Below are 385 nucleotides of genomic sequence, written 5' to 3'. Positions count from 1 at the left end.
ACTTTGAACGTTATCATTCATTTTAGGTGCATGTATATCAATATAAGATTCCGTCTCATTTGCATTGATAAATAAATTGAGTTTCATCATAGGTTAATGCCTCCTTCAAAATTATTAAACCATAAATGACCATCGATATATTTAAATTTTGTTGAATGGTAGAAATTAAATGTTAAGTGGCTAGAAAGCGCTAATCAATATAAAAGATACCTCCTGAAATAAAAACAGAAATGTTTTTTCAGGAGGTAGAGATTAAAGTGAATTATTTGGCAGTGTAATAGTAAAGGTGGTTACATACTCGTTACTTTGTGTGAATTGGATTGTACCATGATGCAATTCAATGATGGATTTTGTAATTGCAAGACCTAAACCATTGCTATTATCA

At 29.9% G+C, this 385-nt stretch carries 1 protein-coding gene and 1 pseudogene; both read right to left on the bottom strand.

What is annotated here, in order from left to right; translation table 11 throughout:
• Nucleotides 1-90: pseudogene (locus tag ERX27_RS11245) on the bottom strand (LytTR family DNA-binding domain-containing protein); the annotation flags it as partial.
• A gap of 162 nt (nucleotides 91-252) precedes the next feature.
• Nucleotides 253-385, bottom strand: a 133-nt coding sequence (locus tag ERX27_RS11240; RefSeq protein ID WP_133432862.1) for an ATP-binding protein, incomplete at its 5' end; no start/stop codon positions are given.

It is taken from the genome of Macrococcus brunensis (genome assembly GCF_004359615.1).
Taxonomy (GTDB): Bacteria; Bacillota; Bacilli; order Staphylococcales; family Staphylococcaceae; genus Macrococcus; species Macrococcus brunensis.
This window is presented reverse-complemented; position numbering and strand designations above follow the sequence as displayed.